Here is a 6,514-nt window from a genome sequence, read left to right as displayed (position 1 = left end):
CAGCGACATTGAAATTGCCTGGCACACCGTCATCGCGAGCAAGCTCGCTCCCACAATTTTTTTGGGGTGTTCACCGGTTCAGCGTTCACCAGGAATCCCCTGTGGGAGCGAGCTTGCTCGCGATAGCCGTGGGGCAGCGACATTGAAATTGCCTGGCACACCGTCATCGCGAGCAAGCTCGCTCCCACAATTTTTTTGGGGTGTTCACCGGTTCAGCGTTCACCAGGAATCCCCTGTGGGAGCGAGCTTGCTCGCGATAGCCGTGGGGCAGCGACATTGAAGTTGCCTGGCACACCGTCATCGCGAGCAAGCTCGCTCCCACATGGTTAGGGGCTGGGCTATTCGCCCTTTGCCACGCCCCGCTGGGGATCATTGATCCATTCACTCCACGAGCCGGCATACAGCCTTCCCAAGGGATACCCTGCCAGGCACAAGGCGAACAGGTTATGGCACGCCGTCACGCCGGAGCCGCAGTACGCCACCAGTTCGGTGGGCGAGCGCTCGCCCAGTTTTTCGGCGAAGCGTTGCTTGAGCTGGGCGGCCGGCAAGAAGCGTCCATCGGCGCCCAGGTTGTCGGTGAACGCTGCGCACTGGGCGCCCGGGATATGCCCGGCCACCGGGTCGATCGGCTCGACTTCGCCCTTGAAGCGCGGCAACGCCCGGGCATCCAGCAGGGTCATGGCCGACTCACCGAGGCGTTGTTGCAGCGCTTGCGCATTGATCAACAAGCTCGCATCCGGCGCCCCCGTGAAAGTCCCACGACTGTGCTGCGGCGGATCCAGACTCAAAGGCAAGCCAGCGGCATGCCAGGCCTTGAGCCCACCGTCGAGGATGGACACGCCATCGCGCTTGCCCAGCCAGGCCAGCAACCACCAGGCCCGCGCGGCATAAGCGCCGGGGCCGTCGTCGTACAGCACGACGTCGCTGTCGTTATCGAGCCCCCAAGCCCTGAGGCGCTCGATCAAGGCCTCGGGCTCGGGCAGCGGATGACGCCCGGTCACGCCTTTGGTCACCGGCCCGCTCAGGTCGCGCTCAAGGTCCGCGAACGACGCCCCGGCAATGTGGCCCTCGGCATAACTGCGTTGGCCGTAATCCGGGTCTTCCAGGGCAAAACGACAGTCGAGGATGACCAGCCCGGGCCGTGATCGCCGCTGTTCGAGGGCTTGGGGGCTGATGAGTTGCGCGATGGGCATGGTGAGCTCCTGTGGCTAAGTCGGGGATCGATCCTACTGCCCTTCCTCCAGGGTCTGGGCCAGGGGGACGTAATATTCCTTGAACAGTGCATCCACCGCTTCGCGGGCCTGATCGGTCACGAAACCGGCTTCCAGCACCAGCACCTGATAGACGCCGCGCTTGATGGCCTGCTCACTCAGGTGGCTGAAATTTTCCCGCGTGGTGCACAAGAACCGCACCCAGGACGTGAGGATGATCCAGGCGTTGAGGGTCAGGGACTCGATCTGCACCCGGTCCATCTTCAGGATGCCAGCGGCAACGAAACCTTCGTAGATCGCGGTGCCGTGGATCAGGCAGCGCTGGGAAAACCGACGATAGCGGGCCGCAAGGTCCGGATCGCTGTCGAGCAGATGCTCCAGGTCCCGGTGCAGGAAGCGATAGCGCCACATGGCCGCCAGCAGCTCCTGCAGGTAGAAGCGCTTGTCATCCACCGTGGCCGCCCGGCCCTGGGGCGGACGCAGGAAGCTGTCCACCAGGTTCTCGTATTCACTGAACAGCACGGCGATGATCGCCTGCTTGTTGGGGAAGTGGTAATAGAGATTGCCCGGAGACATGTCCATGTGGGCGGCGATGTGATTGGTGCTGACGCTGCGCTCACCCTGTTGGTTGAACAGCTCGAGGCTGTTTTGCACGATGCGCTCGCTGGTTTTCATTCGTGGGGCCATGGTTTGGGCTTTAATTCGACGAAGGCATTGATCGGCATCTTACGACCTATCGGTCACAGGAAAAACCCACAGCCGTTGCGGATGCCATTGACTTTCTAGAGTATAAGCTCTAGAAAGCCCTCATTCTAATAACATCCGGTGCCTGACGATGCCTGCCGACGTTGCCTACCTGCACGAGTCTCAACAACAACTGGACGAACTGCGGTCGCTCTTCGATGCCCAGCGCCAGGCCTACGCTGCCCACCCAATGCCACCGGCCGAACAGCGCCGGCAATGGCTCAAGGCACTGCGCGAGGTATTGAGCAACGAACGACAAGCCTTGATCGACGCCATCAGCCAGGATTTCAGCCACCGCAGCGCCGACGAAACTCTGTTGGCCGAGCTGATGCCCAGCCTGCACGGCATCCATTACGCCAGCCGGCACCTCCAGGGCTGGATGAAACCCTCCCGACGCAAGGTGGGCATGGCCTTTCAACCGGCCTCAGCCAAAGTGATCTATCAGCCGTTGGGCGTGGTCGGGGTCATCGTGCCGTGGAACTACCCGCTGTTCCTGGCCATCGGGCCGTTGGTCGGGGCGTTGGCGGCGGGCAACCGGGTGATGCTCAAGCTCAGCGAATCGACACCGGCGACCGGCTTGCTGCTCAAGCAGTTGCTCGCCCGGATCTTCCCCCAGGACCTGGTGTGCGTGGTGCTCGGCGAGGCGGAGGTCGGCATGGCGTTTTCCAAGTTGCCCTTCGATCACCTCTTGTTCACCGGCGCCACCAGCATCGGCAAGCATGTCATGCGGGCCGCTGCTGAAAACCTGACCCCGGTCACCCTGGAGCTGGGTGGGAAATCGCCGGCCATCGTGTCGGTCGATGTACCCATCAAGGACGCCGCCGAACGCATTGCCTTCGGCAAAACCCTGAATGCCGGGCAAACCTGTGTCGCCCCGGACTATGTGCTGGTGCCGCAGAACCGCGTCGGTGAATTCGTCGAAGCGTATCGCGAGGCGGTTCGCGGGTTTTATCCGACCCTGGCGGACAACCCGGACTACACCGCCATCATCAACGAACGACAACTGGCGCGGCTCAATGGCTACATCAGCGACGCCACCGGCAAGGGCGCGTTGCTGATCGAGCTGTTCGAGCAAGGCCAGGGTCGCCGCATGCCACACAGCCTGCTGCTCAACGTCAACGATGAGATGACCGTCATGCAAGACGAGATCTTCGGCCCACTGCTGCCCATCGTGCCCTATGACCATCTGGACCAGGCGTTTGCCTACATCAATCAGCGACCCCGCCCGCTGGCGCTCTACTACTTCGGCTACAACAAGGCCGAACAGCATCGCGTGCTCCACGAAACCCATTCCGGCGGCGTCTGCCTGAACGACACGCTGTTGCATGTCGCCCAGGATGACATGCCGTTCGGCGGCATCGGGCCCTCGGGAATGGGGCATTACCACGGGCATGAAGGCTTCCTGACCTTCAGCAAAGCCAAGGGCGTGCTGACCAAACAGCGATTCAACGCGGCGAAGCTGATTTATCCGCCCTACGGCAACCCCTTGCAGAAACTGATTCAGAAGCTGTTTGTCCGCTGACGCGTGTCTGCCCGGGTAATCACAATCATGAACGCCAGCCTCACCGATACCCCCGCGCTGTCACGGCGCGGCCTGCTGAAATTCAGCCTCGGCGCCAGCGCCTTCCTGGCCACCGTCGGACTGGGCGCCAGCCTGAGCGGCTGCTCGCCAAGCCAGCCGGCCGCCGGCCTGACGGCCCTGCGCGACAGCGACCTGGCGTTTTTACGCGCCGTCATCCCTGTGATGCTGGACGGCGCAGTGGCCGTCGGGCAGATCCCTGCCGCCATTGACGCGACCCTGGGCAGCCTGGACAGAAGCCTGGCCCACTTGTCCCCCGCCATGCTCAAGCTCCTGCACCAGCTGTTCGATGTGCTCACGCTGGGCGTTACCCGCGGGCCACTGACCGGGGTCTGGGGGGCGTGGGAAAACGCCAGCGCCGATGACATCCGCCAGTTCCTCGCGCGGTGGGAAAACAGTTCGCTGGATCTGCTACAGCAAGGTCACAGCTCGTTGCTGCAATTGGTGATGATGGCCTGGTACACCCAATCCGAAGCCTGGGCGCATTGCGGGTATCCGGGGCCGCCAACGGTTTGAAAACCAGAACCACCCCCTGTGGGAGCGGGCTTGCTCGCGAATGCGGTTACACATTCAACACTTGTGCAAGCTGACCCGCCGCATTCGCGAGCAAGCCCGCTCCCACAGGGGTCTACATACTCATAACAATAAGAGCGCCTGAACATGCCCGTACCCGATCCCTTTCGCGAAGGCCTGGCCCGTGGCTGGACCACCTACAACGGCGCGCAGTTGACCGAGGACCTGACCCTGGAAGCCGACGTGGCAATCATCGGCAGCGGTGCCGGTGGCGGCACCACGGCGGAAATCCTCAGTGCTGCCGGCTACCGGGTGTTGCTGATCGAGGAAGGGCCGCTCAAGACCAGCCATGACTTCAAGCTGCTCGAAGACCAGGCCTACAGCAGCCTGTACCAGGAAAGCCTCGGGCGCATGAGCAAGGACGGCGCCATCACCATTCTCCAGGGCCGGGCCGTCGGTGGCACGACGCTGATCAATTGGACCTCCAGCTTCCGCACGCCCGACCAGACCCTCGATCACTGGGCCGCCGAGCACAACGTCAAGGGCCACGGCCGCGCTGAAATGGCGCCCTGGTTTGCACAGATGGAACAACGCCTGGGCGTGGCGCCGTGGCTGGTTCCGCCCAACGCCAACAACGACGTGATCCGCAAAGGCTGTGAACAATTGGGCTACGCCTGGCACGTCATCCCGCGTAACGTGCGCGGCTGCTGGAACCTGGGCTATTGCGGCATGGGCTGCCCGACCAACGCCAAGCAGTCGATGCTGGTCACCACCATCCCGGCCACACTGGACAAGGGTGGCGCGCTGCTTTACCTGGCGCGGGCCGAACGCCTGACGATCAAGAACGATGCCGTTGCCGGCCTCGAGTGCCAGGCCATGGACGAGCGTTGCGTGGCGCCCACCGGGCGGCGCATCACCGTCAAGGCACGGCACTACGTGCTGGCGGGCGGCGGCATCAACAGCCCCGGCCTGCTGTTGCGCTCCGCTGCGCCAGACCCGCACGAACGCGTGGGCAAACGCACCTTCCTGCACTTGGTGAACATGTCCGCCGGGCAATTCGACGAGGTCATCAACCCGTTCTACGGTGCGCCGCAATCGATTTATTCGGATCACTTCCAATGGCAGGACGGAACCACCGGCAAGATGTCCTACAAGCTCGAAGTCCCGCCCTTGCACCCGGCGCTCGCCGCCACGCTGTTGGGCGGGTTCGGCCCCGAGAACGCCTTGCACATGTCCCGGCTGCCTCACACCCACGCCATGCTGGCACTGCTGCGCGACGGTTTTCACCCGGACAGCCCCGGCGGCCGCGTCGAGTTGCGCAGCGACGGCACACCCGTACTCGACTACCCCATTTCGCCGTATACCTGGGACGGCTTGCGCCGGGCCTTCCACAGCATGGCCGAAATACAGTTCGCCGGCGGCGCCAAGGCGGTGATGCCCCTGCACAACGACGCACGCTACGTGAAGACCCTGGCCGAGGCCCGCACGCTGATCGACGGGCTCGACCTGGCCTTGTACCGCACGCGCCTGGGCAGTGCCCACGTGATGGGTGGCTGCGCCATGGGTGAAGACCCGAAAACCGCCGTCACCGACAGCCTGGGCCGCCATCATCAACTGGGCAACCTGTCGATCCATGACGGCTCGCTGTTCCCCACCAGCATCGGCGCCAACCCGCAATTATCGGTGTACGGGCTGACCGCACAATTGGCGACAGCCCTGGCCGAACGCCTGAAAACCCCATGAATATCCGGATTATTCGCAGCGTCTATAGTGCTTTCTTATCCAACAGCCGACTTGGCCGACCGAGAAGGCTGCGATACCATCCGACTCCCCAACGGACTCCCGCCAGGACGACGCGATGAACCGAGTGTTGTACCCAGGTACCTTCGACCCTATTACCAAGGGCCATGGCGATCTGGTCGAACGCGCCGCGCGCCTGTTCGACCACGTGATCATTGCCGTCGCCGCCAGCCCGAAGAAGAACCCGCTGTTCCCGCTGGAGCAACGTGTGGAGCTGGCCCGCGAGGTCACCAAGCATCTGCCCAACGTGGAAGTGGTCGGCTTCTCGACGCTGTTGGCCCACTTTGCCAAGGAAAAGAACGCCAATGTGTTCCTGCGCGGCCTGCGTGCGGTCTCGGACTTCGAGTACGAGTTCCAACTGGCCAACATGAACCGCCAACTGGCACCGGACGTCGAGAGCCTGTTCCTGACGCCGTCGGAGCGCTACTCCTTCATTTCCTCGACCCTGGTACGGGAAATTGCGGCGTTGGGCGGTGATATCACCAAGTTTGTCCACCCGGCCGTGGCCGATGCGCTGACCCTGCGCTTCAAGAAATGACCGGCAGGCGCTGCGAGCCACCTCGCAACGCAACGCAGTCCATCGCGCCCGCGTGCACTGCGCTCGCCAATGCGGCACAATTGCGCCCATACGTTTTCAGATGCCCGGGCCCAACGCCCCGGCAGGAGC

6 protein-coding genes are annotated in these 6,514 nt (G+C 63.2%); 4 read left to right on the top strand and 2 right to left on the bottom strand.

All coding sequences use genetic code 11. The annotated features are described in order from the left end of the window. Positions 1–338: 338 nt before the first annotated feature. Entirely contained in the window at positions 339–1,193 is an 855-nt protein-coding gene (locus IB266_RS23315) for a sulfurtransferase (protein WP_192262646.1), read from the bottom strand. Between the two features lie 33 nt (positions 1,194–1,226). Beyond that, positions 1,227–1,898: a TetR/AcrR family transcriptional regulator gene (locus tag IB266_RS23310; RefSeq protein ID WP_060740184.1), complete on the bottom strand. Its 672-nt coding sequence runs from the start codon at positions 1,896–1,898 to the stop codon at positions 1,227–1,229. 148 nt (positions 1,899–2,046) lie between these two features. Between IB266_RS23310 and IB266_RS23305 the strand changes: the two genes are divergently transcribed. From IB266_RS23305 to coaD, 4 genes are all read left to right on the top strand, one after another. Beyond that, positions 2,047–3,477: a coniferyl aldehyde dehydrogenase gene (locus IB266_RS23305; protein WP_192262644.1), complete on the top strand. Its 1,431-nt coding sequence runs from the start codon at positions 2,047–2,049 to the stop codon at positions 3,475–3,477. Positions 3,478–3,504: 27 nt separating this feature from the next. After that, complete coding sequence (locus IB266_RS23300; RefSeq protein ID WP_192262642.1) at positions 3,505–4,050, top strand: twin-arginine translocation pathway signal protein; 546 nt, start codon at positions 3,505–3,507, stop codon at positions 4,048–4,050. A 144-nt stretch (positions 4,051–4,194) separates the two neighbouring features. After that, complete coding sequence (locus IB266_RS23295) at positions 4,195–5,790, top strand: GMC family oxidoreductase (RefSeq protein ID WP_192262640.1); 1,596 nt, start codon at positions 4,195–4,197, stop codon at positions 5,788–5,790. 115 nt (positions 5,791–5,905) lie between these two features. Then, positions 5,906–6,385 carry a pantetheine-phosphate adenylyltransferase gene (gene coaD, locus IB266_RS23290; protein WP_003177462.1) on the top strand — a complete coding sequence of 160 codons (480 nt, stop codon included), beginning with the start codon at positions 5,906–5,908 and terminating at the stop codon, positions 6,383–6,385. Positions 6,386–6,514 lie beyond the last annotated feature (129 nt).

Origin of the sequence: Pseudomonas sp. Pdm06 (assembly GCF_014851795.1) — a bacterium.
GTDB lineage: Bacteria > Pseudomonadota > Gammaproteobacteria > Pseudomonadales > Pseudomonadaceae > Aquipseudomonas > Aquipseudomonas fluorescens_AA.
Note: the sequence above shows the minus strand (reverse complement) of the source record. Positions and strands in the feature narration are given on the sequence as shown.

What these genes read in the sequence shown, in the direction of transcription:
- IB266_RS23315 (WP_192262646.1), bottom strand. Translation starts at nt 1,193, where the DNA reads ATGCCCATCGCGCAACTCATCAGCCCCCAAGCCCTCGAACAGCGGCGA.
- IB266_RS23310 (WP_060740184.1), bottom strand. Translation starts at nt 1,898, where the DNA reads ATGGCCCCACGAATGAAAACCAGCGAGCGCATCGTGCAAAACAGCCTC.
- IB266_RS23305 (WP_192262644.1), top strand. Translation starts at nt 2,047, where the DNA reads ATGCCTGCCGACGTTGCCTACCTGCACGAGTCTCAACAACAACTGGAC.
- IB266_RS23300 (WP_192262642.1), top strand. Translation starts at nt 3,505, where the DNA reads ATGAACGCCAGCCTCACCGATACCCCCGCGCTGTCACGGCGCGGCCTG.
- IB266_RS23295 (WP_192262640.1), top strand. Translation starts at nt 4,195, where the DNA reads ATGCCCGTACCCGATCCCTTTCGCGAAGGCCTGGCCCGTGGCTGGACC.
- coaD (WP_003177462.1), top strand. Translation starts at nt 5,906, where the DNA reads ATGAACCGAGTGTTGTACCCAGGTACCTTCGACCCTATTACCAAGGGC.